At 62.5% G+C, this 25420-nt stretch carries 27 protein-coding genes and 1 tRNA gene; 23 read left to right on the top strand and 5 right to left on the bottom strand.

The window, feature by feature from the left end:
- The first annotated feature begins 11 nt into the window (after positions 1-11).
- The 19 genes from secG (at position 12) to VMH34_04790 (ending at position 17439) form a co-directional block, all read left to right on the top strand.
- A complete protein-coding gene (gene secG / locus VMH34_04880) occupies positions 12-485 on the top strand; it encodes a preprotein translocase subunit SecG (GenBank protein HTT08105.1) in 474 nt (157 codons plus the stop codon).
- A 31-nt stretch (positions 486-516) separates the two neighbouring features.
- A tRNA-Leu gene (locus VMH34_04875) sits at positions 517-601 on the top strand.
- A gap of 24 nt (positions 602-625) precedes the next feature.
- Entirely contained in the window at positions 626-1486 is an 861-nt protein-coding gene (gene hpnK / locus VMH34_04870) for a hopanoid biosynthesis-associated protein HpnK (GenBank protein ID HTT08104.1), read from the top strand.
- Positions 1487-1646: 160 nt separating this feature from the next.
- Positions 1647-2015, top strand: a complete 369-nt coding sequence (locus tag VMH34_04865) for an NADH-quinone oxidoreductase subunit A (protein ID HTT08103.1) — start codon at positions 1647-1649, stop codon at positions 2013-2015.
- A gap of 78 nt (positions 2016-2093) precedes the next feature.
- On the top strand, positions 2094-2645 hold the full coding sequence (locus tag VMH34_04860) for an NADH-quinone oxidoreductase subunit B family protein (protein ID HTT08102.1): 552 nt from the start codon (positions 2094-2096) through the stop codon (positions 2643-2645).
- 4 nt (positions 2646-2649) lie between these two features.
- Positions 2650-3333 (top strand): NADH-quinone oxidoreductase subunit C, encoded by a 684-nt coding sequence (locus VMH34_04855; protein HTT08101.1) that lies wholly within the window; start codon positions 2650-2652, stop codon positions 3331-3333.
- Positions 3334-3474: 141 nt separating this feature from the next.
- Positions 3475-4728, top strand: coding sequence for an NADH-quinone oxidoreductase subunit D (locus VMH34_04850; GenBank protein ID HTT08100.1), 1254 nt, complete (start codon positions 3475-3477; stop codon positions 4726-4728).
- Positions 4729-4861: 133 nt separating this feature from the next.
- The gene (locus VMH34_04845) at positions 4862-5356 is read left to right on the top strand and encodes an NAD(P)H-dependent oxidoreductase subunit E (protein HTT08099.1); all 495 of its coding nucleotides are present in this window, start codon (positions 4862-4864) and stop codon (positions 5354-5356) included.
- A complete protein-coding gene (gene nuoF / locus VMH34_04840; GenBank protein ID HTT08098.1) occupies positions 5353-6654 on the top strand; it encodes an NADH-quinone oxidoreductase subunit NuoF in 1302 nt (433 codons plus the stop codon). Before VMH34_04845 ends, nuoF begins: the two co-directional genes overlap by 4 nt.
- Positions 6655-6665: 11 nt before the next feature.
- The gene (gene nuoG / locus VMH34_04835) at positions 6666-9026 is read left to right on the top strand and encodes an NADH-quinone oxidoreductase subunit NuoG (GenBank protein ID HTT08097.1); all 2361 of its coding nucleotides are present in this window, start codon (positions 6666-6668) and stop codon (positions 9024-9026) included.
- A gap of 28 nt (positions 9027-9054) precedes the next feature.
- Entirely contained in the window at positions 9055-10116 is a 1062-nt protein-coding gene (gene nuoH / locus VMH34_04830; GenBank protein ID HTT08096.1) for an NADH-quinone oxidoreductase subunit NuoH, read from the top strand.
- 2 nt (positions 10117-10118) lie between these two features.
- Complete coding sequence (nuoI, locus tag VMH34_04825; GenBank protein ID HTT08095.1) at positions 10119-10607, top strand: NADH-quinone oxidoreductase subunit NuoI; 489 nt, start codon at positions 10119-10121, stop codon at positions 10605-10607.
- A gap of 29 nt (positions 10608-10636) precedes the next feature.
- Entirely contained in the window at positions 10637-11251 is a 615-nt protein-coding gene (locus VMH34_04820) for an NADH-quinone oxidoreductase subunit J (protein HTT08094.1), read from the top strand.
- Complete coding sequence (gene nuoK, locus VMH34_04815; GenBank protein HTT08093.1) at positions 11248-11553, top strand: NADH-quinone oxidoreductase subunit NuoK; 306 nt, start codon at positions 11248-11250, stop codon at positions 11551-11553. Before VMH34_04820 ends, nuoK begins: the two co-directional genes overlap by 4 nt.
- 2 nt (positions 11554-11555) lie before the next feature.
- Positions 11556-13517 carry an NADH-quinone oxidoreductase subunit L gene (nuoL, locus tag VMH34_04810; protein ID HTT08092.1) on the top strand — a complete coding sequence of 654 codons (1962 nt, stop codon included), beginning with the start codon at positions 11556-11558 and terminating at the stop codon, positions 13515-13517.
- A gap of 39 nt (positions 13518-13556) precedes the next feature.
- The gene (locus VMH34_04805) at positions 13557-14135 is read left to right on the top strand and encodes a Yip1 family protein (protein HTT08091.1); all 579 of its coding nucleotides are present in this window, start codon (positions 13557-13559) and stop codon (positions 14133-14135) included.
- 23 nt (positions 14136-14158) lie between these two features.
- The gene (locus tag VMH34_04800) at positions 14159-15685 is read left to right on the top strand and encodes an NADH-quinone oxidoreductase subunit M (GenBank protein HTT08090.1); all 1527 of its coding nucleotides are present in this window, start codon (positions 14159-14161) and stop codon (positions 15683-15685) included.
- Entirely contained in the window at positions 15682-17124 is a 1443-nt protein-coding gene (gene nuoN / locus VMH34_04795) for an NADH-quinone oxidoreductase subunit NuoN (protein ID HTT08089.1), read from the top strand. The genes VMH34_04800 and nuoN overlap by 4 nt, the downstream gene beginning before the upstream one ends.
- Positions 17125-17130: 6 nt before the next feature.
- Complete coding sequence (locus VMH34_04790; protein ID HTT08088.1) at positions 17131-17439, top strand: DUF2818 family protein; 309 nt, start codon at positions 17131-17133, stop codon at positions 17437-17439.
- A gap of 1 nt (position 17440) precedes the next feature.
- On the opposite strand, the gene asd is transcribed toward VMH34_04790, so the two are convergent.
- The 3 genes from asd to VMH34_04775 are packed head-to-tail and all read right to left on the bottom strand — an operon-like array spanning position 17441 to position 19394.
- Complete coding sequence (asd, locus tag VMH34_04785; protein HTT08087.1) at positions 17441-18307, bottom strand: archaetidylserine decarboxylase; 867 nt, start codon at positions 18305-18307, stop codon at positions 17441-17443.
- 20 nt (positions 18308-18327) lie between these two features.
- On the bottom strand, positions 18328-18774 hold the full coding sequence (locus VMH34_04780; protein HTT08086.1) for a copper chaperone PCu(A)C: 447 nt from the start codon (positions 18772-18774) through the stop codon (positions 18328-18330).
- The gene (locus VMH34_04775; GenBank protein HTT08085.1) at positions 18771-19394 is read right to left on the bottom strand and encodes an SCO family protein; all 624 of its coding nucleotides are present in this window, start codon (positions 19392-19394) and stop codon (positions 18771-18773) included. The genes VMH34_04780 and VMH34_04775 overlap by 4 nt, the downstream gene beginning before the upstream one ends.
- A gap of 94 nt (positions 19395-19488) precedes the next feature.
- Here VMH34_04775 and VMH34_04770 point away from each other — a divergent pair, with 94 nt between their 5' ends.
- Entirely contained in the window at positions 19489-20778 is a 1290-nt protein-coding gene (locus tag VMH34_04770; protein ID HTT08084.1) for a serine/threonine-protein kinase, read from the top strand.
- 6 nt (positions 20779-20784) lie between these two features.
- Here the strand turns inward: VMH34_04770 and pgi are convergent, their stop codons facing one another.
- Together pgi and VMH34_04760 are read right to left on the bottom strand one after the other, a co-directional pair.
- Positions 20785-22425, bottom strand: coding sequence for a glucose-6-phosphate isomerase (gene pgi / locus VMH34_04765; GenBank protein HTT08083.1), 1641 nt, complete (start codon positions 22423-22425; stop codon positions 20785-20787).
- 117 nt (positions 22426-22542) lie between these two features.
- Positions 22543-22977 (bottom strand): CBS domain-containing protein, encoded by a 435-nt coding sequence (locus tag VMH34_04760; protein ID HTT08082.1) that lies wholly within the window; start codon positions 22975-22977, stop codon positions 22543-22545.
- Positions 22978-23224: 247 nt separating this feature from the next.
- On the opposite strand from VMH34_04760, the gene VMH34_04755 reads away from it, so the two are divergent.
- The 3 genes from VMH34_04755 to VMH34_04745 form a co-directional block, all read left to right on the top strand.
- A complete protein-coding gene (locus tag VMH34_04755) occupies positions 23225-24526 on the top strand; it encodes a serine/threonine-protein kinase (protein HTT08081.1) in 1302 nt (433 codons plus the stop codon).
- The gene (locus tag VMH34_04750) at positions 24526-24951 is read left to right on the top strand and encodes a hypothetical protein (GenBank protein HTT08080.1); all 426 of its coding nucleotides are present in this window, start codon (positions 24526-24528) and stop codon (positions 24949-24951) included. The genes VMH34_04755 and VMH34_04750 overlap by 1 nt, the downstream gene beginning before the upstream one ends.
- A 275-nt stretch (positions 24952-25226) precedes the next feature.
- Positions 25227-25420: hypothetical protein (locus VMH34_04745; GenBank protein ID HTT08079.1), on the top strand; the 194-nt coding region annotated here is incomplete at its 3' end.

Below are 25420 nucleotides of genomic sequence, written 5' to 3'. Positions count from 1 at the left end.
AGACTTGCAACATGTTGATGACTGTATTGCTGGTATTTCATGTATTGATGGCGGCGGCGCTGACCACGTTGATTTTGATCCAGCGCGGTCGCGGGGCGGAGGCCGGCGCGGCCTTCGGCAGCGGCGCCTCGGCGACCGTGTTCGGCGCGCGCGGCTCGGCCTCGTTTCTGTCGCGCACCACGGCGATTCTCGCCACTTTATTTTTCATCAATTGTTTCGTGCTGTGGCATCTGTCCAACCAGCAGGCCCCGAAAAAAAGTTTGATGGAAAGCGTCGTCACCGCGCCCGCGGGCAAGACGCCGGTGAATACCGCCCCGCCGGTAAATGAGCCCGCGGATGTGCCGGCCAAACCCGGAATGAGCACTCCGGTGCAGGAGAATTCCCCGGCGCCGGTACAGGCTGCCGGGGCGGAAAGGACGGCCCCGCCGGCGCCGGAGAGCAAACCCGCGGACGTGCCCACCGTGCCCCCTGCACCAAAAAACTGATTTCTGTTAGTTTTCATATCGTCATACGCATGCCGACGTGGTGGAATTGGTAGACACGCCATCTTGAGGGGGTGGTGGGGCAACCCGTGAGAGTTCGAGTCTCTCCGTCGGCACCATCCAGCACCCGGTTCGAACGACCCATGAAGACACTCATCGTTACCGCCGATGATTTCGGCCTGTCCGTGCCGGTGAACGAGGCGGTGGAGGAGGCGCACCGCCGCGGCATACTGACCGCCGCCAGTCTCATGGTGACGGCGCCGGCGGCGGCGGATGCCGTGGAACGCGCGCGCCGGCTGTCCACGCTCGGAGTCGGCCTGCATCTGGCGCTGGTGGACGGCCGGCCGGCGCTGCCTGCGGAGCAACTGCCGGATTTGGTCGGGCGTGACGGGCGTTTCCTGCGTGATCCGGTGCGCGTGGGCGTGAAGTTGTTTTTCCTGCGCCCAGTGCAGCAACAGGCGGAGGTGGAAGTGCGCGCGCAACTCGAGCGATTCCTCGCCACCGGCCTCCCGCTCGATCATGTGGACGGGCACCATCATTTCCACCAGCATCCGGTGATCGTCGACTTGTTGATCAAGCTCGCCCCGGAATACGGCATTAAAGCTGTGCGGGTGCCGAGCGAACCACCACTGGTTTCCTGGCGCGCGCAACGCGAAGGATTGCTGCGGCGCTGCCGGGGTTGGTTGTTCGCCGCCAACCGCCTGCGCACCATGCGCCGGCGGTTGCGTCGCGCGGGAATACTCTGCAACGATCACATTTTCGGTTTGTACGACAGCGGTCGCATGACATCCGCGCGTATCGTCCGATTTCTTGATCATCTGCCGGACGGTGTCACCGAATTGTATTGTCATCCTGCTACAAGGCGGTGGCCGGCCGATGCCGACCATCTGCCGGACAGCTATCTTTGCACCGAGGAGTTCATCGCGCTGGCGGACCCGGAGCGTCGCGCGCAGCTGGAGTCCTTGGGCGTCCGTCGCGTCGCGTTTCGCGGTTTGACAGCATAGGCCTCGTGGGACGGAAACCGGCTGCCGAAGCCGCCCTGACCGGGGCGTCTGGAATTATTAATCGGTTGTGAAATCCAACATTTAAGAGGGATTTGCAGTACACTATTGCTGTGCAGCAGCAGGCGGTGATGCGGCCGGGAAAATACATCGTGATTACGCCATGTTAACAGGCTATCTGCCCATACTGGTCTTCATCGTGGTCGGCATCCTGGTCGGCGTGGTGTCGATTGCCATCGGCTTTGTCCTGAGCAGCCTCACTGGCAGCCGCAAACCCTACGGCGAGAAGTTGTCGCCGTATGAATGCGGCTTCGAGGCTTTCGAGGACGCGCGCATGAAATTCGATGTGCGTTATTACCTCGTCGCCATCCTGTTCATTCTGTTCGATCTGGAGATCGCCTTCCTGTTTCCCTGGGCCGTGGCCCTGCGCCAGATCGGCGCCGCCGGCTTCTGGGCGATGATGATCTTCCTCGCCATCCTGGTCGTGGGTTTCATCTACGAATGGAAGAAGGGCGCGCTCGAATGGGAATAACAAGTACCTGTCTCAAAAATACCGTTTGCCCTTCGATACCTCAGGGCGAACGGTTTTCTTGTTCCGAGGGATTTTTTTATGAGCACTAATCTTACGGCGGCGGCGATGAGCAAGTCTTCCTCGCCCATCCCCGGCGCTGTGCCGACGACGCTGACGGACACGACGGGCTTCCTGCAGCGCGGTTTTGTCACCACCACGCTCGATGCCGCGATCAACTGGGCGCGCACCGGCTCGCTGTGGCCGATGACCTTCGGGCTCGCGTGCTGCGCGGTCGAAATGATGCACGCCGGCGCCGCGCGTTACGATTTGGATCGTTTCGGCGTCGTGTTCCGACCGAGTCCCCGCCAGTCCGATCTGATGATCGTCGCCGGCACGCTGGTCAACAAGATGGCCCCGGCTCTGCGCAAGGTGTACGACCAGATGGCGGAGCCGCGCTGGGTCATCTCCATGGGCTCCTGCGCCAACGGCGGCGGCTATTACCATTATTCCTACTCGGTGGTGCGCGGCTGTGATCGCATCGTGCCGGTGGACGTCTACGTCCCCGGCTGTCCGCCGACCGCCGAGGCGTTGCTGTACGGCATCGTGCAGTTGCAAAAGAAGATCCGCCGCACCCAGACCATCGCCAGATAGCCCCATGCCGCTGCCCGTAACGGAATTACAAGCGCGACTGGAACAATGCTTCGCGGGCCAGTACACGCAGCTCATACTGGCCACCGGCCAGCTGACGATGGAGTTGCCGCGCGCGCAGTTCTCGACAGTTTGCCAGCGGTTGCGGGATGACCCGCAATTCGCGTTTACCCAGATGATGGACCTTTGTGGCGTGGATTACGCCGCCTTTGGAAGCAGCGATTGGGAAACAAACAATGCGACGACTTCCGGTTTCAGCCGTGGCGTCAGCGATGACCCCGATGTGCAAACCACGCCGCGCCGTTACGCCGTGGTCTATCAACTGCTATCGCTGGAACATAATCAGCGCCTGCGTTTGCGCGTTTTTGCCGAAGGTGAACCGCCAACCGTGGATACGGTGACGGCGATCTGGAATTCCGCCGACTGGTTCGAGCGCGAGGCATTCGATCTGTTCGGCATCCTGTTCGAGGGGCATCCGGATTTGCGACGGCTGCTCACCGATTATGGTTTCATCGGCCATCCCTTCCGCAAGGATTTCCCGCTCGAAGGCCATGTCGAGGTGCGCTACGACCCGGAGAAGGGCCGCGTGGTGTACCAGCCGGTGACCATCCAGAATCGCGTGCTGGTGCCGCGCGTGATCCGCAAGGATGATCGCTTTGACGCCGCCCGCAACAAATCAGCCAAGAATTGAAGTGGAGCAATGAAAATGTCATCAAGGGATGCAGCGCAAGGCGAAAATGGACGAGAAAGCGGAGTGTACACGGCCAGTACACGAGCATTTCGAGTTCGTTTTCAACACAGCGATGCGCCCTTCAGGACATTTTCGTAGATCATGCCGGAAATTCGGAACATGACGCTGAATTTCGGGCCCCAGCATCCTGCGGCCCACGGCGTGCTGCGGCTCGTGCTGGAAATGGACGGCGAGGTCATCGAGCGCGCCGATCCGCACATCGGTCTCCTGCACCGCGCCACGGAAAAGCTGGCCGAGAGCAAGCCCTACAACCAGAGCATCGGTTACATGGACCGGCTCGACTACGTTTCCATGATGTGCAACGAACACGCCTATGTGCTCGCCATCGAACGGTTGCTCGGCATCACGCCGCCGAAGCGCGCCCAATATATCCGCGTACTGTTCGACGAGATCACCCGCATCCTGAACCACTGTCTCTGGCTCGGTGCGCATGCGCTCGACATCGGGGCAATGACCGTGTTCCTGTACGCCTTCCGCGAGCGCGAAGACTTGATGGACTGCTACGAGGCGGTGTCCGGCACGCGCATGCATGCGACTTATTACCGCCCCGGCGGCGTCTATCGCGATTTGCCGGCGCAAATGCCGCAGTATCAACCCTCGCGTTTTCGAAGCGACGGCGACGCGCAGCGGCTCAACCGCAACCGGCGGGGTTCCTTGCTGGATTTCATCGATGACTTCGCCGATCGTTTCCCGAAATGCGTGGACGAATATGAAACACTGCTGACCGACAACCGCATCTGGAAGCAGCGCACGGTCGGGATCGGCGTCGTCACGCCCGAGCGTGCCCTGCAACTGGGCTTCAGCGGACCGATGCTGCGCGGTTCGGGTATCGCCTGGGACCTGCGGAAGAAACAACCCTACGAGGTCTACGATGAGATCGACTTCGACGTTCCCGTGGGCGTGAAGGGCGACTGCTACGATCGCTACCTTGTCCGCATCGAGGAGATGCGGCAGTCGGCGCGGATCATCAAGCAGTGCGTCAAGTGGCTGCGCGCGAATCCCGGCCCGGTGATCATCGACGATCACAAACTGGTGCCGCCGCGGCGCGAGGAAATGAAGGGCGACATGGAGTCGCTGATCCATCATTTCAAGCTGTTTACCGAGGGTTTTTGCGTGCCTGCCGGCGAGGTCTACGCGGCGGTGGAGCACCCCAAGGGCGAGTTCGGGATTTACCTGGTATCCGACGGCGCCAACAAGCCGTACCGCGTCAAGATCCGCGCGCCGGGTTTCGCGCACCTGTCCGCGCTCAACGAAATGGCCAGGGGCCACATGCTGGCCGACGTTGTTGCGATTATCGGCACGCAGGACATCGTCTTTGGCGAGGTGGACAGATGAGCTTCGTCTTTCGCGCCCATACTTTGTTGCCCGGCCCTTCGCGGTCTTCACATACTGCCGCGTATGCTCCGGCCGCTCAGGACCTCGCGCCTTGTCTGGACGCGAAATACTTGCTCATGGGTTTGGTGACTTGATGGAAGCGAATAATGCAAAATTGTCGGCGCATGCGCGGCAGGTCATCGATCAATGGCTCACGAAATACCCGCCGGATCGCAAGCGCTCCGCCGTGCTGGCGGCGCTGCGCGAAGTCCAGCATGAGAACGGCGGCCATCTGACGGTGGAATTGATGGACGCCGTGGCTGAATATCTCGGAATGCCTTCGATCGCGGTGTATGAAGTGGCCAGTTTCTACTCCATGTTTGAGACCCACCCGGTCGGGCGGCACAGCATCTCGGTGTGCACCAACATCTCCTGCATGCTGCGGGGCGCCGATGACATCGTGGCGCACATGGAGAAGAAGCTCGGCATCAAGACCGGCCAGAGCACCCGGGACGGGCGCATCCATCTCAAATGCGAGGAGGAATGTCTCGCCGCCTGCTGCGGCGGCCCCATGATGATGGTGGATCACAAATATCACGAGCAGCTGACGCCGGAGAAGGTCGACCGCATCCTGGAGGATCTGAAATGACGCAGTTGAATCAGGTCTGCTACCGGACGCTGCAATTCGAACAGCCGTGGACCTACGAGAATTATCTCAAGGTCGACGGTTACAGGGCATGGCGGAAGATTCTCGCAGAGAAAATTCCGCCGGATCAGATCATCGAGGAGGTCAAGAACTCCGGACTGCGCGGGCGCGGAGGCGCCGGCTTCCCGACCGGCGTGAAATGGGGATTCATGCCGAAGAACCCCACGGGTCCGAGCTACGTCATCTGCAACTCGGATGAATCCGAGCCGGGCACATGCAAGGATCGCGACATCCTGCGGTTCAACCCGCACGCGCTGGTGGAGGGCATGGCCATCGCCGGTTACGCCATGCGCTGCAAGGTGGGCTACAACTACATCCGCGGCGAGTTCATGGACGAGCCCTGCGAGCGTTTCGAACAGGCGCTGAAGGAGGCCTACCGCGAGGGCCTGCTCGGCAGGAATATTCTGGGTTCCGGCGTGGATTTCGATTTGCACACGCACCTGGGCGCCGGCGCCTACATCTGCGGCGAAGAGACGGCATTGCTGGAATCCTTGGAGGGCAAAAAGGGACAACCGCGCTTCAAGCCGCCGTTCCCCGCCAATTACGGCGCCTTCGGCCGGCCGACCACGGTGAACAACACCGAGACCTTTGCCTCCGCGCCAAGCATCATCCTCAAGGGTGGCAAGTGGTTCGCGGAACTGGGCAAGCCCAACAACGGCGGCACCAAGATCTTCTCGGTGTCTGGCCACGTGGAAAAACCCGGCAACTTCGAAGTGCCGCTGGGCCTGCCGTTCAAGGAACTGCTGGCGCTGGCGGGCGGCGTCTGGAAGGGCCGCCGGCTCAAGGCGGTGATCCCCGGCGGTTCGTCCGCGCCCGTGCTGCCGGGCGACGTCATGATGGGCTGCACCATGGATTTCGACTCATTGAAGAACGCCGGCTCCATGCTGGGTTCCGGCGCGGTGGTGGTGATGGATGAGACCACCTGCATGGTCAGGATGCTGGAGCGCATCGCGCGCTTTTATTATTCGGAATCCTGCGGCCAGTGCACCCCCTGTCGCGAAGGCACCGGCTGGATGTACCGCGTCATCAAGCGCATCGAGGAAGGTCAGGGGCGCCAGCAGGACCTCGACATGCTGGTGGACATCTCGAAGAAGATCGAGGGGCACACCATCTGCGCCTTCGGCGACGCCGCCGCCTGGCCGGTGCAGAGTTTCATCAAGCATTACCGCGCCGAATTCCAGCATCACATCGACAACGGCTGCTGCATGACGGGTCCCGGCGCCCGCAGGCAGGCGGCGTGACGTGAACTGACATGGCGGACGCACTGGTCAACATTGAGATCGACGGCAAGCCGCTCCAGGCGCGCAAGGGCGCCATGATCATCGAGGTCACCGATCAGGCGGACATCTACGTGCCGCGGTTCTGCTACCACAAGAAGCTGTCCATCGCCGCCAACTGCCGCATGTGCCTGGTGCAGGTGGAGAAGATGCCCAAGCCGGTGCCGGCCTGCGCCACGCCGGTCATGGAGGGCATGAAGGTGCAGACCCGCTCGCCCTTCGCGCGCGCGGCGCAGAAGGCGACGATGGAATTCCTGCTCATCAACCATCCGCTCGACTGTCCGATCTGCGATCAGGGCGGCGAGTGCGAGTTGCAGGACCTGGCCATGGGCTATGGCGCCGATGTGTCGCGCTTCAACGAGGGCAAGCGCGTGGTCAAGGACAAGGATCTGGGACCGCTGATCCAGACCGACATGACGCGCTGCATTCACTGCACGCGCTGCGTGCGCTTCGGCGAGGAGATCGCCGGTCTGCGCGAGCTCGGCGCCACCGGCCGCGGCGAGCACATGGAAATCGGCACCTACATTGAGAAGGCGGTCAATTCCGAGATGTCGGGCAACGTGATCGACGTCTGCCCGGTGGGCGCCTTGACCTCCAAGCCCTACCGCTACAGCGCACGGGCCTGGGAGTTGCGGCAGCTGCCGGGGATCGCGCCGCACGATGGCGTGGGCTCGCACGTGGATTTCCACATCAAGGGGCGGCAGGTGAAGCGGGTGGTGCCGCACGAATGCGAGGAACTGAATGAAGTATGGCTGTCGGATCGCGATCGTTACAGTTATGAAGGGCTGCACAGTCCCGATCGATTGCTGCAACCGATGATTCGGGAGAACGGCCGGTGGCGAGGGGTGGACTGGGAGATTGCGTTGCAACGGGTGGCGGAGGGAATGCGCCGGGTCGTGTCGCAGGCGGGCGCATCCCAGCTGGGCGCCCTGATCAGCCCCAGTGCCACGGTGGAGGAAATGTATTTGCTGCAGAAGTTGATGCGCGGCTTGGGCAGCCAGAATATCGATCACCGCCTGCGGCAGGGCGACTTTCGCGGCGAGCAGCAGATGCCGCTGTATCCCGGCTGGCAGGCGCCGCTGGCGGAGTGGGAACGGCTGGAGGCGGCGCTTCTCATCGGCTCAAACGTCAGGAAGGAACAACCGCTGGCCAACCACCGCCTGCGCAAGGCCGCGCTGCGCGGTGCCGCCATGATGGTGCTCAATCCGGTGGACTTCGATTGCAACTGGCGCGTGAGCGAAAAGATGATCGTGCCGCCGGCCGCGATGCCGGCCCGGCTTGCCGCCGTTGCGCGCGCGCTGGCGGAGGATGCAAATGACGCCGCCGGTGTGGAACGTTTCCGCGCCGCTGGCGTCGAGGAGACACACCGCCGGATCGCATCACGGCTCAAGTCGGCGAAAGCGACGGCGGTAATCCTGGGCCCGCTCGCGATCGCCCATGTTGATTTTCAGGCGCTGCGAACGGCCGCGCAGTGGATCGCGCATTACAGCGGCGCCCGCCTGCATTTTCTGGCCGAAGGCGCCAATGCCGCCGGCGCGTGGCTGGCGGGCGCGGTGCCGCATCGCGGCCCGCGCGGCGCGGCGGTTGCCGCGCCCGGATTGAATGCCGCGGCCGTGCTGGCGCAACCGCGGCGCGGTTACGTACTGGCCGGCATCGAGCCGGAACTCGACTGCTGGGACGGCGCGGCGGCGCTGAAGGCACTGACAGGCGCGGAATTCGTCGTGCACCTGACGGCGTTCCGCAGTCCGGCGATGGAACGTCACGCACACGTCATGCTGCCCGTGGCCCCTTACGCCGAAAACGAGGGCACCTACGTCAATGCCGGGGGCCGCTGGCAGGGTTTCGAGGCCGCCGTACCGCCGGCCGGCGATGCACGGCCATTGTGGAAGATCCTTCGTGTGCTCGGCGGTCAGTTGCAGACGCCGGGTTTCGATTTCGTGGATTGCGCCGGCGTGCGCGCGGAGCTGGCGGCGCTCCCGGAATCGCCGGGCGCGATCGCGCCGGACAACCTCTGCGCGTGGAGAAAAAATGACGGCGCGCTGGAGCGGGCGACGGTGGTGCCCATGAATGCGGTGGATGCATTGGTGCGGCACGCGGAGGCCCTCCAGTTGACCCGGGACGCGGCGGATGGCGATGTGCGCCTGAACGGAGCCACCCTGCAGCGCATCGGGGTTGCCGATGGCCAGCGGGTGCGCGTGCGGCAACAGGGTGAGACAAAAACCGCCGTCGCGCGGCGCGACGATCGAGTGGCGCAGGATGTCGTGCTGATTCACGGCGGCGGGCCGCTTGCCGATCTGGGCCCGGCCTTCGGGGCAATCACGGTGGAGAGGGAATGACGTGCTGGAGTGGGTGCATACCAGGATCTTGTTCTGGCTGCCGGCGCCGGCGTGGCCGGTGACGGCCATCGTGCTGCAGATCGTCGCATTGCTGATACCACTGATGCTGTCGGTGGCCTATCTCACGCTCGCCGAACGCAAGATTATCGGCTACATGCAGGTCAGGCTGGGCCCCAATCGTGTGACCTTCTTCGGCATCCCCTGGCTGGGGGGCTTCGGGCAACCCATCGCGGATGCGTTCAAGCTGCTGTTCAAGGAAATCATCATCCCCGCCGGCGCCAACAAGACCTTGTTCCTGATGGCACCCGTGCTGGCCATCGGTCCGGCGCTGGCGGCCTGGGCGGTGATCCCGTTCGACGCCGTCAGGCACATCGCCGACATCAACGCCGGCCTGCTGTACATCCTGGCCCTGACATCGCTCGGCGTCTACGGTGTCATCATCGCCGGCTGGGCGTCCAATTCGAAATATGCCTTCCTGGGCGCGCTGCGATCCGCCGCCCAGATTGTCGCCTACGAGATCGCCATGGGGTTCGCCCTGGTCGGCGTGCTGATCGCCGCCGGCAGCCTCAATCTGCGCGCCATCGTGCTGGCCCAGCAGGGCAATATTTTGCATTGGTTCTGGCTGCCGCTGCTGCCGTTATTTGCGGTATATTTCATCTCCGGCGTGGCCGAGACCAACCGCGCGCCGTTCGACGTCGCCGAGGGAGAGTCGGAGATCGTCGCCGGTTTTCACGTCGAATACTCCGGCATGGCCTTCGCGGTGTTCTTCCTCGCTGAATACGCCAACATGATCCTGGTATCGGCGCTGGCGTCGATCATGTTCCTCGGCGGCTGGTTGTCGCCATTTCAGGGGGTGCCGGTGCTGGAGCCGCTGTTCGCGCGGGTGCCCGACATCTTCTGGCTGCTGGGCAAGATCAGTTTCTTCCTGTTGCTGTTTTTATGGTTCCGCGCCACGTTCCCACGTTACCGTTATGATCAGATCATGCGGTTGGGTTGGAAGGTGTTCCTGCCGATCACGTTGGTCTGGATCGTGGTCGTCGCCGGTCTGGTGATGCTACATGCACCGCCATGGTTTTCAGGAGGGGCCTGAATATGCGCGCCATCGTCAATTATGTGAAAAGCCTGTTCCTGTGGGAGCTGCTCAAGGGCATGCGGCTGACCGGCCGCTATCTCTTCGATCGCAAGATCACCATCCAGTACCCCGAGGAGAAGACGCCGCAATCGCCACGCTTCCGCGGCCTGCACGCGCTGCGGCGCTACGCCAACGGCGAGGAGCGCTGCATCGCCTGCAAACTGTGCGAGGCGGTGTGCCCGGCGGTCGCCATCACGATCGAATCCGAGCAGCGCGCCGACGGCACGCGCCGCACCACGCGCTACGACATCGACCTCACCAAGTGCATCTTCTGCGGCTTCTGCGAGGAATCCTGCCCGGTGGATTCGATCGTGGAGACCCGCCATTACGAATATCACGGCGAGCAGCGTGGCGACCTGCTCATGACCAAGGAGAAACTGCTCAAGGTGGGCGACATGTTCGAGGCGCAGATCGCCGCCGATCGCGCCCGCGACGCGATGTACCGATAGCTGTAAAAATCAAAAGAAAGAAGAGAGGAATGGAACTGGGGATATTCTACGCGCTGGCCGCGCTGGTGCTGTTCGCCGGCACCATGGTGATCACGGTGCAGAATCCCGTGCATGCGGTGCTGTTTCTGGTGCTGGCGTTCTTCGGCACCGCCGGCCTCTGGTTGCTGCTCGAGGCGGAATTCCTGGCCATCGCGCTCGTGCTGGTCTATGTCGGCGCGGTGATGGTGCTGTTCCTGTTCGTGGTGATGATGCTGGACATCAACCTGGTGCCGTTGCGCGAGGGCTTCGCGCGTTATCTCCCCTTCGGCGCGGCGGTGGCGCTCGCCCTGGCTTCGGTGATGGGATTCATCCTGGGTCCCCGCTATTTCGGCCTGGCGCAATTTCCCCCGCCGGCGCCATTGCCCGCGGATCACAGCAATACGACCGAACTCGGGCGCCTGCTTTACACCTACTATCTTTATCCCTTCGAAGTGGCCGCGGTGATCCTGCTGGTGGCCATCATCGCCGCCATCGCGCTGACCCAGCGCGCCCGGCGGCAGACCAAGGCGGGGCGGCCGGAGTGGCAGGTCGGCGTGCGGCGGCAGGATCGCGTGCGGCTGCTGTCCCTGCCCGCGGAGAAACCGGCGAAGGAGGGCGGCGCATGATCCCGCTGTCGCATTATCTGGTGCTGGCGGCGCTCTTGTTCTGCCTCAGCGTGGCCGGCATATTCATCAACCGCAAGAACCTCATCGTGCTGCTGATGTGCATCGAATTGATGCTGTTGGCGGTGAATATCAATTTCGTCGCCTTCGCGCATTTTCATCATGATCTGGCCGGACAGATCTTCGTCTTTTTCATCCTGGCGGTGGCGGCGGCCGAATCCGCCATCGGGCTCGCCATCCTGGTGGTGCTGTTCCGCAACCGGCGCAGCATCAATGTCGACGACATCGGCGTCCTGAAGGGATGAACATGGCCGCATACTGCATCGCCATCGTGATGGCGCCGCTGCTGGGCGCGTTGATCGCGGGCCTGTTCGGCCGGCAGATCGGCCGCGCCGGTGCGCACACCGTGACCATCGGCGGCGTGGCAATTTCCACCGTGCTGTCGCTGCTGGTGTTCAAGCAAATCGTCATTGATGGCGGGCCGGTTTACAACGAAACATGGTATGAATGGGCGCGGATCGGCTCCCTGCCGTTGTCGCTGGGATTTTTGATAGACCGGCTGTCCGCCACCATGATGGCGGTGGTGAGCTTCGTGTCGCTGATGGTGCACATCTACACCATCGGCTACATGCACGATGACCCCGGCTATCAGCGCTTCTTCAGCTACATCGCGTTGTTCACTTTTTCCATGCTCATGCTGGTCATGAGCAATAATTTCCTGCAACTGTTCTTCGGCTGGGAGGCGGTGGGCCTGGTGTCCTATCTCCTGATCGGCTTCTGGTTCAGGAAACCGACCGCGATCTACGCGAGCCTCAAGGCCTTTCTGGCCAACCGCGTCGGTGATTTCGGCTTTCTGCTCGGGATCGCGCTGGTCCTCATGTATTTCGGCACGCTGGATTACCGCGAGGTGTTCGCCAACGCGCAGAATGTCGCCGGCGCCTCGATCACGGTGTGGCACGGCCAGCCGTGGGCCGTGGTCACGCTGATCTGTCTGCTGCTCTTCGTAGGGGCCATGGGCAAATCGGCGCAGATGCCGTTGCACGTCTGGCTGCCGGATTCCATGGAAGGCCCCACGCCCATCTCGGCGCTGATCCACGCCGCCACCATGGTGACGGCGGGCATCTTCATGGTGGCGCGCATGTCGCCGCTTTTTGAACTGTCCGACACCGCGCTCAACGTGGTGATGAGCATCGGCGCGCTTACGGCCTTCCTCATGGGACTGCTCGGCCTGGTGCAGAACGACATCAAACGCGTCATCGCCTACTCCACGCTGTCGCAGCTCGGTTACATGACGGTGGCGCTTGGCGCCTCGGCCTACAGCGTCGCCATCTTCCACCTGGTCACGCACGCCTTTTTCAAGGCGCTGCTGTTCCTCGCCGCCGGCTCGGTCATCATCGGCCTGCATCACGAACAGGACATGCGCCACATGGGCGGCCTGTACAAATACATGCCGATCACATGGGTGACCTCGCTGATCGGCTCGCTGGCGCTGATGGGATTTCCCGGTCTCGCCGGTTTCTATTCCAAGGACGCCATCATAGAGGCCGTGCATTCCTCGACGCTGCCGGCCGCGCATTGGGCCTATCTCGCGGTGCTGTTCGGCGTCTTTTTCACCGCGCTGTACAGCTTCCGGCTGTTCTTCATGGTGTTCCACGGCGCGGAACGATTGGAACCGCACGCCCGCAAACATCTGCACGAATCACCCGCGGTCGTGACGGTGCCGCTCGTACTGCTGGCGCTGCCGTCGGTGGTGGCCGGTTATTTCATGGCGCCCACCGTCTTCAGCGGCGATTTTTTCGGCGGCGCCATCGTGGTAAATGAGTCGCACGATGCCGCGCACCGGATCGCGGAGGACTTCCACGGCAGCGGCGCGATGCTGCTGCATGGCCTGACCGCCGCGCCGACCTGGCTCGCGTTCGCGGGCGTGGCGGTGGCGTGGCTGTTGTATCTGCAGCGCCCGCAGTGGCCGGCGCTGCTGGCCCGCCGGCTCTCCTGGCCGTACCGGCTGCTGCTGAACAAGTATGGCTTCGACGGCTTCAACGAGGTCGTGTTCGCCGGCGGCGCCCGCGTCTCTGGCCAGGTGCTGTGGCGGGCCGGCGATCGCGGCTTGATCGACGGGCTGGCGGTCAACGGTTCCGCCCGCGCCATCGGCTGGCTGGCTCAACAGGTGCGCCGCGTACAGAGCGGCTATCTCTATCATTACGCCTTTGTGATGATTCTGGGCATGTTGTTGTTACTTGGGTATTTCGTGCACGGAATCGGAAGGTGACCGTGATTTCCAACGCTTCTCAACAGGGGAGTTGCCGACATGAACATCGATCGCATTAAAAATATCCTGCTCCAACCCGTGGGCGAGTGGCAGAAGATCGCCGCCGAGCCCGCGGACATGAAGAGCCTGTACGTGAACTACGCGATGATCCTGGCCGCCATACCGGCAATCGCCGGCTTCATCGGCTCCGCCATCGTGGGCCACGCCATCCCGTTTGCCGGCACCACGATACGGCTGCCGATCGTGACGGCGCTGGGCTACGCCATCTCCGAATACATACTGAGCCTGATCGGGGTGTATCTGGTCAGCCTGCTGGTCGATGCGCTCGCCCCGACCTTCGGCGGGGAGAAAAACCAGATCAACGCCTTGAAGCTCACGATCTATTCCTCCACCGCCGGCTGGCTGGCCGGCATCTTCGCGATACTGCCCGGTTTGCAGATGCTGGGGATCCTGGGTCTCTACGGTGCCTACCTGTTCTACACCGGCCTGCCGGTGCTGATGAAATGCCCCTCCGACAAGGCCGCCGCCTATACCGTGGTGTCAATCCTTGCCGCCGCGCTGTTGTTTTCCGTCGCCGGCATGGTCGGCGGCGGCATGGGTCATTCCGCGCTGCACTAGGCTTCCACGAAGCGCCGCTGGATATGACCGAGCTGCCGTTGCTGAGCCTGCTGATCTGGCTGCCGATCCTGGGCGGCGCATGGGTCGGCGTCGCCGGAACAAAGGCGCGCGACGATCGCGCGGTGCGGATTGACAGCCTGCTCATCAGCGCGGCGACGTTCCTGCTGTCGTTGTTGCTGTATGCCCATTTCGACCCGGTGCGCGGCGACATGCAGTTCGTGGAGCGGCACGACTGGATCCCGGCCTTCGACATTTACTATCACCTGGGCATCGACGGCATCGCGCTGCCGCTCATCCTGCTGACCACGCTGACCACCGTGCTCGTGGTCGTGGCCGGCTGGGAGGTGATCACGGATCGCGTGGCCCATTACATGGCCGCGTTTCTCATCCTTGAAGGCACGATGATCGGCGTCTTCGCGGCGCGCGACGTGATCCTGTTCTACGTGTTCTGGGAGGCCATGCTGATCCCGATGTTCCTGATCATCGGCATCTGGGGCGGCAAGCGGCGCGTGTATGCGGCGGTGAAATTCTTTTTGTACACCTTTCTCGGCTCTGTGTTCATGCTGGTCGGCCTCCTGTATCTGTACGCCAAGGGCGGCAGCTTCGATCTGGCGCAGTTGCAGCACCTGCGGCCCGGTCTGGCCGCGCAGCAGTGGCTGTTCCTGGGCTTCCTGCTGGCCTTCGCCGTCAAGGTGCCGATGTGGCCGGTGCACACCTGGCTGCCGGACGCGCACGTCGAGGCGCCGACCGGCGGCTCGGTGATCCTCGCCGCCATCATGCTGAAGATGGGCGCCTATGGTTTCCTGCGCTTCAGCCTGCCAATCCTGCCGGACGCGTGCCGCTTCTTCGCGGTGCCGATGATGCTGCTGTCACTGATCGCCGTGGTCTATATCGGTTTCGTGGCGCTGGTGCAGCAGGATATGAAGAAGCTCATCGCCTACTCCTCCATATCGCACATGGGCTTCGTCACGCTCGGCTTCTTCCTAATCTTCCCGACGCCGGCGCATGGCGGCTACGGCAACATGGAATTGCTGGGCCTCTCCGGGGCGGTGGTGCAGATGATCTCGCACGGTTTCGTCTCCGGCGCGCTGTTCCTCTGCGTCGGCGTGCTCTACGACCGCATGCACAGCCGCGAAATCCGCGACTACGGCGGCGTGGCCAACACCATGCCGGCGTTCGCCGCGCTGATGACGTTGTTCGCCATGGCCAATTGCGGACTGCCGGGCACCTCCGGTTTCGTCGGCGAATTCATGGTCATTCTGGCGGCCATGCACGCGGGCTTCTGGTACAGTTTTTTTGCCGCGACCACGCTGATTTTGGGCGCGGCCTACACCCTGTGGATGGTGAAGCGCGTCATCTTCGGCGGCATCGCCAATGATCACGTCGCCGCGCTGAAAGACATCGGGCTGCGCGAGGGATTCGTACTCGGCGTGCTGGCGGTCATGGTGCTGGGTCTGGGGCTGTGGCCGGCGCCGCTGACCCATACCATGCAGGCGAGCCTGCAGGCGCTGGTCGCGCAGGTGAGCCCGATCCAGGTGGCGTCGCCATGAACGTGTACTTCTATGCGTTTCTTGCCGCCTCGCCGGAGATCGTGGTGCTGCTGACGGCCTGTCTGGTGCTGCTGGTGGATTCATACCTCCGTGACAGGGAGCATGCGCTGGCCTATTGGCTGGCGCAGACGGGCCTGCTGCTGGCGCTGTGTTGTTGCGCCCTCGTGCTGCCCCGCGTGGTGGGTCTGCGCTGGTTCTTCGGAATGGTGGTGATCGATCCGCTGGCGGTGGTGCTGAAATGCTTCGTGCTGATGCTGGTGATCGTCGCGCTCATCTATGGCCGCGAATATCTGCGCCCGCGGCGATGGCTGTCGGGGGAATACTTCGCCCTCGTGCTGATGGTCGCGCTCGGCGCGCTGGTGCTGATCTCCGCCGGCAACCTGCTGATGGTGTATCTGGGCCTGGAACTGCTGTCGCTGTCGTTGTACGCGCTGGTGGCGCTGCACCGCGACGCGCCCGCCACGACCGAGGCGGCCATGAAATACTTCGTGCTGGGGGCGCTGGCCTCCGGCATGCTGCTGTACGGCATGTCGCTCGTCTATGGCGTCACCGGCACGCTCGATCTCGGCACGCTGGCGCGAACGCTGACGGCCGCGCAGACCGGCGGTCCGGTCTGGGTGCTGGCGCTCGTACTCATCATCGCCGGCGTCGCGTTCAAGCTGGGCGCCGTGCCCTTTCACATGTGGGTGCCGGACGTCTATCAGGGCGCGGCCACGCCGGTGACGCTGCTGGTCTCCACCGCGCCGAAGCTGGCGGCCTTTGCGATGGCCATGCGGCTCCTGGCGATGGGCCTGGGCGCGAGCGCGGCGCAATGGTCGCCGATCCTGATCGTGCTGGCGGTGGCCTCCATGGCGCTCGGCAACCTCGTCGCCATCGCGCAGTCCGACATCAAGCGCATGCTGGCCTATTCCACCATCGCCCACATGGGCTTCCTGCTGCTCGGCGTGCTGGCCGCCTCGCCGGCGGGCTATGCCGGCGCCATGTTCTATTCCATCGTGTACGCGCTCATGAGCCTCGGCGCCTTCGGCGTGGTCATTCTGCTGGCGGGGGCCGGGCCGGAGACGGATCGGTTGGACGAATTCACCGGCCTGGGCAGTCGCAGCCCGTGGTTCGCGCTGGTGGCGCTGATCCTGTTTTTCTCGCTCGCCGGCGTGCCGCCATTCGCCGGCTTCTGGGCCAAGTGGTTCGTGATCAAGGAACTGATCCATTCGGGGCACGTCGTCGTGGCCGGGCTCGCGGTGTTTTTCTCGGTGATCGGCGCCTACTATTATCTGCGCATCGTACGGCTGATGTATTTCGACGCCGGCGGGACGGCCAGGCCGCTGGCGACGGACGGCGATTTGCGCCTCGCCTTGAGCGTGAATGGCCTCGCGATCCTCGCGATCGGCGTGATGCCGGGTCTGCTGATGTCCACCTGCCTGCGCGCCACCGGCATCTGATGACTGATGGGCTGGGCGGTGGCCGCGGTTGTGTTTACGAGTCTGGTGCTGGCCAACCTGCCGTGGCTCACCGCGCGGTTTCTGCTGGTGTTCCAGCTCGGGCGTGGCGCGAAGACGCTGGCGGTCTGTCTGCTGGAATGGCTGATTTATTACGGGCTGGCCGGCGCCGTGGCCCTGGGTGTTGAACGCAAGATGACCGGCGGGTTGTACGCCCAGGGCTGGGAGTTTTACGTGGTCACTTTTTTCCTGTTCATGGTGTTTGCGTTGCCGGGATTCATCTATCGGCTCGAATTCAAACGCCACACCGGGCCCTGAATCAACGTCCGGTCAGCGGTTCCCCCAGACACACCCGATCGCCGGCAAGCAACGAGCCCAGCCAGCGCACACGATCCTGGCCGAACAGCAGGATGACGGTCGAGCCCATGTTGAAGCGGCCCAGTTCGTCGCCGCGCGCGAGCCGCGGATTTTTTCCGGCGTAATTCCACGAGGTGACGCGGCGGTTCCGCGCCGGCGTCACCTCGCCCGCCCAGACCGTTTGCATGCCGCCGACGAGGAGGGCGCCGACCAGGATCACGGCCATGGGACCCAGGGCGGTGTTGAAATGGCAGATGATGCGTTCGTTGCGCGCGAACAGATTGGGCACATTGCGGGCCGCGGGCGCGTTGACGGGAAACAGCCGTCCCGGCACGTACGCCATGCGTTCCAGAACGCCGTCCACCGGCATGTGGATGCGGTGATAATCGCGCGGCGAGAGGTACAGCGTGACGAACGCGCCGCCGTGATAGGGGCGCGCCCGGCCGTCATCGCCGGCCAGCAGGTCGCTCAAGGTATAGACGCGGTTTTTGGCCTGGATCAAAAGCCCGCCGTCGAGCACGCCGATCTCGCTGATGGCGCCGTCCACGGGGCAGCCGATGATTTCCGGATCCGGCGGCCAGGTGCGCGCGCCGGGTTTGAGCGCGCGCGTGAAGAAATCGTTGAAGCAGGCGTAGCCGCGGACATCGCTGATCGCCGCCTCCGCGAGATTGACGTGAAAGTGACGGCAGAAATGACGGATGAGCGGCCGCGCCAGCCACCGCGCGCGGCAGCGGGCAAGGACGCGCACGAGCCGGGACAGGGCATGATGCGGCAGGGCATGCAGGAACGCGAGCCGGCGCCGTTCACGCGCCGTGGCCGCGGATTCCATATCCTGTCGTACCACAAGATTCATGGCCTGGCGGCGGGGGCGGCGGCCCTGACCTCCGCCGGCACGGTCAAATGCTGGCCGTCATCCACATCCAGTTGCAGGTTTATTTTTTCATGCTGCTGCAACGGATGGTTCAAGCCGTAGAGCATGGCGAGCATGTCCTGGTCTTGAAAACGCAGGCGGGTGTGCGGCGGCAGTTCCAGTTTGGGCACGCGCTCGAGTATGGCCGAGTTGGCGCCGTAACGGGCATGGTAGATCGCGACGCTTTCAGCCACCGCCGCGCGCAGAGTCACGGAATGGGGCGATCCGCCGCTGTTCTCGATATCGAGATAAGCGGCGGGCGCCGAAGTTTCCGGCGGGCCCGGATCTATCCATGCCTCGTGAACCTTGATGTCCGCCGCTTGGACCGGCATGCCCCACGCCAGGCCCAGCAATGCCGCCGCCAGATACGTCTGCTGCGACGTCATCGGGATGCGGCGACAAACCGGCGTATGGCGTCAAACCGCTTGATCAGCGTCCCGGCGTCATGCGGCGGCGTGAAGATGCCCACGCGCCGGGCCCGCGGATCGATCAGCAGGATGGCGGCGGTGTGTTCGATGCCGCCGGCGGGATTGGTCGCGGGTGCGTGCGCGATCCCCAGCTTGCGCGCGAGCCGCGATATTTCATCGGCGCTGCCGCTCAAGCCGATCACTTTGGGCGCCATGGTATCGAGATAGCGCCGCATCTGCTCCGGGCTGTCGTGATCGGGATCGATGGAGACAAAAATAAACTGCGTCTGCGGGTCTCCGGTCATCTTGTCCGCGACCCGGTTCATCGCGCGCAGCGTCGTGGGACAAATGTCGGCGCACTCGGTGTAGCCGAAGAACATCCATGACCAGCGGCCCTTCAGGTTGTCGGCGCCGAATGTGTCGCCGCGCTGGGTGCGCAGGACGAAATCCGGCAGGGGATCGCCGGGCGGCCATAACAGTCCCTCGATTTCGTTCGTGGCCGGCGCCGGCGGGCGGAAAACGAAGAAGGCGCCAGCGGCTGAAACCACGATCAGCAGCAGAAGCGGCGGCCCGATTTTTTCGAACAATGCCTTGGACACCCGTGAATTATACCGGATCAGCGCTGGTGGCCCGCCCTGTCATACTCGATTTAATTTCAGTAACATGGGCGCATCCTTTCACGTCCGTGTCCCCATGGCGACCCAGGTTCCAAAGCGGTTGGGAAAATACGATGTCATCGAGCCGATCGGCAAGGGCAGCATGGGCATCGTCTACCGCGGTTACGATCCGTACATCGACCGGCCGGTGGCCATCAAGGTGGCGATTGCCGATTTTCTGAAGGACAAGGAATCGGGGGATCGCTACCGCAAGATGTTTTTCAACGAGGCGCACACCGCCGGCAAGCTGCAGCACCCGAACATCCTCCACATCTTCGACGCCGGCGTCGAGGGCGACACCTGTTACATCGTGATGGAATTGATCGAAGGCGCCGACACGGTCAAGACCCACACGCAGGCCAATAATCTCCTGCCGCTGCCCAGGGTCGCCGAGATCATTTTCAAGTGCGCCAAGGCGCTGGATTATGCCCACAGCCAGGACGTGGTGCATCGCGACATCAAGCCGTCCAATCTGCTGCTGACCCGCGACAAGGACGTCAAGGTGGCGGATTTCAGCATCGCCCATGTCAACCGCGCCGATGAGAACCTGGCCCTGGCCACGGGGTTCGTGGGTTCGCCGCGCTACATGTCGCCGGAGCAGATCCAGGAGGAGACCGTCAACAACCAGGCCGATCTGTTTTCGCTCGGCATCGTCATGTACGAAATGCTGACCGGCCGCCATCCCTTCGGCGGCGACAGTTTTTCCAAGCTGGTCTTTCAGATCGTCAACGAGGAACACACGCCGCTGTGGGAGGTGCGCCAGGACCTGCCGGAGGAACTCGAACACATCATCGCCAAAAGTCTGAACAAGGACCTGCGCCATCGCTACCAGTCCGGCCTGGCGATGGCGGCGGATCTGAGCCGCCTGTTCTCCCACCTGGAGGCGACGCAGCCCATTTCCCCGCAGGTGCAGTTCGACGAGGTGCGGGCGCTGGAGTTTTTCGCCGGCCTGCCCGACCCGGAGCTGAAGGAACTTGTCCGCGCCGTCGTCTGGGAGGAACACCCGCAGGGTCACAACGTCATCACCGAAGGCGAGATGGGGGACTGGTTTTACGTGCTGGTCCACGGCGCCGTCGCGGTGAAGAAGGGCGCGACGGTGGTGGGCAGCCTGACCGCCGGCGAATGCTTCGGCGAGATGGGCTATCTCAACAAGACCCGCCGCTCCGCCACCATCACCGCCAGCAGCCCGGTGGGCGTCCTCAAGATCAACGCCATGCTGATGGAGCAATTATCCAAGGACACCCAGTTGCACTTTCACCAGGTGTTTCTGAAGACCGTCATCAAGCGCCTGTCGATTACCACCGCCAAGCTGGTCGCCAGTAGTTAAAGCGCATTATTTGTCGGATTTGCCGCGCAGGCGGGCCAGCAGGCCCTGGGTGGAGGCGTCGTGATCGGAAGGCGGTCCGCCTTGCAGTTCCTTCAAAATTGTCCCCGCCAGTTGCTTGCCCAGTTCCACGCCCCATTGATCGAAGGGATTGTTCCCCCACACCGCGGCCTGCACGAAAACCTTGTGCTCGTACAGCGCGATGATCTGGCCCAGCACGCGCGGCGTGAGTTTCGAGTAGAGCAGCATATTGCTGGGATTGTTGCCGGGGAAGACGCGATGCGGCGCGAGCGCGCGGCGGCGGCCCTCCGGCACGCCCGCGCCGCGCATCTCGGCCCCGGTTTCCTCCGCCGTGCGGCCGCGCATGAGCGCCTCCGCCTGCGCCAGGCAGTGCGCGATCAGCATCTGCTGTTGTTTCGCGGGCGCGTAATGCCCGCGTTTGCCGAGGAGGAAATCCAGCGGGATCAAGCGCCCGCCCTGATGCAGCAATTGCATGAAGGCATGCTGGGAGTTGGTGCCGGCGCCGCCCCAGAGGATGGGGCCGGTGGTGACGGAAATCGGCCGGCCGTCGCGGGTCACGCGCTTGCCGTTGCTCTCCATGTCCAGCTGCTGAAGATAGGCCGGCAGGTGTTTCAGATTTTCCTCGTAGGGCAGCACCGCATGCGTCTCCGCCCCGAAGAAATTGTGGTACCAGATGCCGAGCAGCCCCAGGATCACCGGCATGTTTTTCTCCAGCGGCGCCGAGCGGAAATGCTGGTCCATGAGGCAGGCGCCTTCCAGCAGCCCGGCGAAATGCTCCGGCCCGATGGTCAGCATCAGCGGCAGCCCCACCGCCGACCACAGCGAATACCGCCCGCCCACCCAGTCCCACATCTCGAACACCGACTCCGCGGGCACGCCGAAATCCAGCGCCGCCGACGCATTCGCGGTCACGGCGGCGAAGTGGCGCGCCGGGTTGCCGCCGGAAAGCTTCTGCTTCAACCATTGCCGCGCACGTTCCGCGTTGGCGAAAGTCTCCTGCGTGATGAAGGTCTTGGACGTGACGATGAAAAGCGTGGCCGCGGGGTCGAGCCCCTCCAGCGTCTGCGCCAGATCGGCGGGATCGGCATTGGCGACAAAGTGCGCCGAGAGGCCCGTGCGCTGGTACGGCCGCAATGCCCCGGCGGCCATGAGCGGGCCGAGATGCGAGCCGCCGATGCCGAGGTTGACGACGTCCTTGATGCGCGTGTCCTGGAGCCCGCGCCGATCGCCGTGGATGACCTCGTCGGCCCAGCGGCACAGACGCTTCAGTTCACGCGCCACGGCGGCGCGGATGTCCACGCCGTCGACCGTCAGCGGCGTCCTGTCGCGGCTGCGCAGGGCGGTGTGCAGCGCCGCGCGATCTTCGCTGACGTTGATTTTGTCGCCGCGGAACATCGCCGCCGCGGCCTCCTCGACGCGGCGCTCGCGGGCCAGCGCCAGAAGCAGCGGCATCGTCTCCGCGGTGATGCGATTCTTGGAGTAATCGAGAAACAGATCGCCGCTGGAGAGGCTGAATCGCTCGAAGCGCTTGGGGTCATCGGCGAACAGTTGCCGCAGATGCAGGCCGGCAATCCGGCGGTGATGCGACTCGAGCGCCCGCCAGGCGGCGGTGGTCTCCACGGAATTCATGCGGCGAAACGACGGCGGTCAGGCGGCATGAGGACATTATGCATCGTGGATGGGCATTCGCCCACCCACGATGTTTGGAGAACTTCAGAGATACCGGTTTAACCTGCCAAAAGCAGGTCAGGCCGCGCCGGCGATGTAATTTTCGAGCTGCTCGATGAGCAGTTGCTTCTCGGCGATGACGCTGTTCATGATGTCCCTGATCGACAGCATGCCCACCACGCGATCGCCGTCGACCACCGGCAGGTGCCGGAACCGGTGCCGGGCCATCAGCAGCATGCAATTGTCGACGGATTCATCGGGGGTCACGTGCATCACGTTGGTCGTCATGATGTCCTTGACCCTGGTGTCCTTCGATGAGCGCTCCTTGAGCACAATCTTGCGGGTATAGTCGCGCTCGGAAATGATACCCATCAGGCGGTTCCACTCCATGACCAGCAGTGCGCCGATTCCCTTGTCCGCCATCGTCGCCACTGCCTCGTACACAGTGGCCTCGGGCCCAATCGACCAGACCGAAGAGCCCTTTTCCTGCAACAAATGCTGGACCGTGATCATCGTTTTATCCTCCCGGGGCTGCTCCCCGCTGAGTGAGTATTTATGCCGGTTAGTTTGTCACTGCCCGCAAGCGATCTCAACAAAAATTGTGCAGCAAAATTGTGCGGCGCATGATTCCAAGTCACTGTTAGACTGAGGATAGATCTTGTGCTGGCGCAGCATCCATCGATGAGAGTATATTGCTTGCAAAATAAACCTGCGGCGGATCAATACGCTGACGGGAAACCCTAAAAAATGTTGCAATGCCATGACTGAAACCGGGGTTCCAAACAAGCTCGGCAAGTACAGTGTGTACCGCGAAATAAATCGCGGCAGCATGGGGACCGTTTTCCTGGGACATGACCCCTACGTCGACCGGCCGGTCGCCATCAAGGTCGCGCACGCCGAACAACTCAAGGACGAGGAGTCCGGCGAACGTTACCGCAAGATGTTCTTCAACGAGGCGCACACCGCCGGCCGCGTGACCCATCCCAACATCATCAGCATCTTCGACGCCGGCGTGGAAGGCGAGGTGTGTTACATCGTCATGGAGTACGTGGAGGGCGGCAACACACTCAAGACCTATTGCAAATCGGACTCGCTGCTGCCGATCGAGAAGGTCGTGGAGATTATTTTCAAGTGCGGCAGGGCGCTCGACTTCGCGCACAAGGAGGGCGTCATACACCGCGACATCAAGCCCACCAACATCCTCATCACCGGGGACCTCGACGTCAAAATCGGCGACTTCAGCATCGCCTACATCAACAAGCTGGATTCCACCGAGACCATGCCGATGGGTATGGTGGGCTCGCCGCGTTACATGTCGCCGGAGCAGATCCAGGAAAACACGCTCACCAACCAGACCGATCTGTTCTCGCTCGGCGTCGTCATGTACGAACTGCTGACCGGCAAGCATCCCTTCGCGGCGGAAAACTTCTCGCGACTGGTGCAGCGCATCCTGAACGAGGAGCCGCCGCCGATGAAGGAGTTCCGCAGCGACGTTCCGGATGAACTGGAGCGCATCATGCGCAAGCTGCTGGCCAAGAAAACCACCGACCGTTACGGCATGGGCCTCGATCTGGCCTCCGATCTGAGCCGCGCCTTCGAGCACCTGCTGGAGCAGCCGCGCGAGGAAATCTCCGCCGAGGAGCGGTTCATCATGGTCAAGGGCCTCGCATTCTTCGAGGGCTTTCCGGACGCCGAAATATGGGAAATCGTTCGCGCCGGCTCCTGGCAGAAGTACGAGGACGGCCAGAAGATCATCGTCGAGGGCGAGATGGACGATTCCTTCTACATCATCGTCGACGGCGAGGTCACGGTGCGCAAGGGCAAGAAAAACCTGCGCAAGCTGGCGAAGGGCGACTGCTTCGGCGAGATGGGCTACCTCGCGCGCACCAAGCGCACCGCCACCATCGTCGCCAACGGCCACGCCGAAATGCTCAAGGTGAATTCCACCGTCATCGGCCAGGTGTCGCTGCACTGCCAGGTGCGCTTCCTCAAGGTCTTCCTGCGCACCCTAATCCACCGCCTGTCCGCCACCACGGAAAAAATGTCTCAGGAGGTCGCCTGATGATTGCCCGCTATATAAATCCCGTTCGCCCTGAGCCCGTCGAAGGGAGCGAACACCATTCAAGAATCCCGTTCGCCCCGAGGCCTGTCCCAAATATAAAAACCGTTCGTACTGAGGTATCGAAGTACGCACTTATTTTTTTCAGCGCATTCCTCACCGCCTGTTCCCTCCCGCCCAGCGAAGGCGACATCAAGGCGGCGATCGAAGCCTCGCTCACCGACACCAACAAATTGACTTCCTCGCTCTTTGGCGATGCGGGCAAGGTTGAAATCGTCGCGGTCAACAAAATCGGTTGCAGCAAGGACGGCGGCGGCTATCTCTGCGACGTGGAGGTCACTACCAAAGTACCCGTGGTCGGCGAGACGAAGAAGGAGAGCAAGATGCGGTTCGTCAAACTGGATTCCGGTTGGTCAGTCGCTCAATAAGTTTTGATATTCAGCAGGATCTGGAGGTGAGCATGGATTGAACCTGCGCCCAGTTATAGTATTGAATGAAAAAGCTAGACCATTTTCTTTAACACAGATGAGTTTCTTGAAAAATTTAGCCACCTTGTAGCCATTAAGTTCCATGAACCATAACATCTCAACGACTTTCTCTAGTTATATGAATTAATAACATGGCCGGGAGATAACGGGAGATAAGAAGACTCGCTGTAAGGCGTTTACACAGCTAGATTATATATTATATGCGAATGCAAATAATGTTTAATCGTTATCTTGTGACCGAAACGAGTATGGATTCGGTAACGGCGCATGCAGCATATCTTAAGCATCTAGTACATCCGCCAGCTCTTCAACAAGTGTTAGAGGAGCAATTTGGGATGATAGAAGATGATTCAAGAACCAGATCGGTAGAGATCGCACCTTTTATCAATCAAGCCCTGCTATTCAGAGA

Source organism: Gammaproteobacteria bacterium (genome assembly GCA_035501935.1).
GTDB lineage: Bacteria > Pseudomonadota > Gammaproteobacteria > JAJPIJ01 > JAJPIJ01 > JAJPIJ01.
This window is presented reverse-complemented; position numbering and strand designations above follow the sequence as displayed.